General features: G+C 69.4%; 1 protein-coding gene. It reads left to right on the forward strand.

Going from position 1 to position 1,166, the window contains the following annotated elements; translation table 11 throughout:
- Positions 1 to 121: 121 nt before the first annotated feature.
- Positions 122 to 1,166, forward strand: a 1,045-nt coding sequence (locus tag ACIRFL_RS43875; protein ID WP_404041389.1) for an IS1380 family transposase, incomplete at its 3' end; no start/stop codon positions are given.

The raw sequence follows: 1,166 nt of genomic DNA on the forward strand, positions 1-1,166 counted from the left end.
CCTCGCGCTTTCATGGCGTGCTCGTCCACGTCTTGATCAAATAAACGGAGAGTGCTCCTGACCTGCAACGATGGGACTTGTCTAGGGTCCTGTTGGCTGCACGGAAAGAAGCACTCTCCAGGTGAGCAAGCGTATCGGGTTGTACCCGCGTGTCCGCGTCGAGGGCGGCGGCAGCGGGGCGGTCTCGCAGGCCGGGGCCGTGCTGCTGGTCGAAACGGTCCGCAAGGTGGGCCTGGACACCGTGATATCGGCGGCACTGGCGCCGTGGCGCAAGCCGCGGGCAGTGCACGAGCCGGGCAAGGTCCTGCTGGATGTCGCGCTTGCCACGGCTCTGGGCGGGGACTGCCTCGCCGACGTCGCCATGCTGCGGGCCGAGCCCGACGTGTTCGGCCCGGTGGCATCGGACCCCACAGTCTCCCGGCTCATCGACGCTCTCGCCGCAGCCGGCCCGAAGGCGCTCACCGCGATCCGCACGGCGCGAGCCGAAGTACGGTCGCGCGTCTGGGAGTTGGCCGGTGAAGACAGTCCGGCCGCCGACGGCAGCGTGATCGTGGACATCGACGGCGTGCTCGTCCTCGCGCACTCCGAGAAACAGGACGCCACCGCGACCTGGAAGAAGACCTTCGGCCATCATCCGCTCGTCGCGTTCGTCGACCACGGCCCGGCCGGGTCCGGCGAGCCGGTGGCTGCTCTGCTGCGGCCCGGCAACGCCGGCTCCAACACCGCCGCCGATCACATCACCACCGCTCGACTCGCCCTGGCCCAACTGCCGAAACACCTGCGGCGGGGACATCGGACGCTGATCCGCACCGACTCCGCCGGCGGCACCCACTCCTTCCTCGACTGGCTCTCCAGGCCCGGCCGGTGGCTGTCGTATTCCGTCGGAATGACCATCACGGATGCCATCCACCAGGCCGTCCTGAAGATCCCGAAGAAGGCGTGGACGCCGGCCTACGACGCGGGCGGCACCGAGCGGCCCGGCGCCTGGGTCGCGGAGATCACCGACATGCCCGACCTGAGCACGTGGCCGAAGGGGATGCGGCTGATCGTCCGCAAGGAACGGCCGCACCCCGGCGCCCAGTTGCGGTTCACCGACCTCGACGGGCTGCGGCTGACCTGCTTCGCGACCAACACAAAAGGCGGCCAGCTCGCCGACCTCGAACTGC

It is taken from the genome of Streptomyces sp. NPDC102462 (assembly GCF_044765425.1).
Classification (GTDB): Bacteria; Actinomycetota; Actinomycetes; order Streptomycetales; family Streptomycetaceae; genus Streptomyces.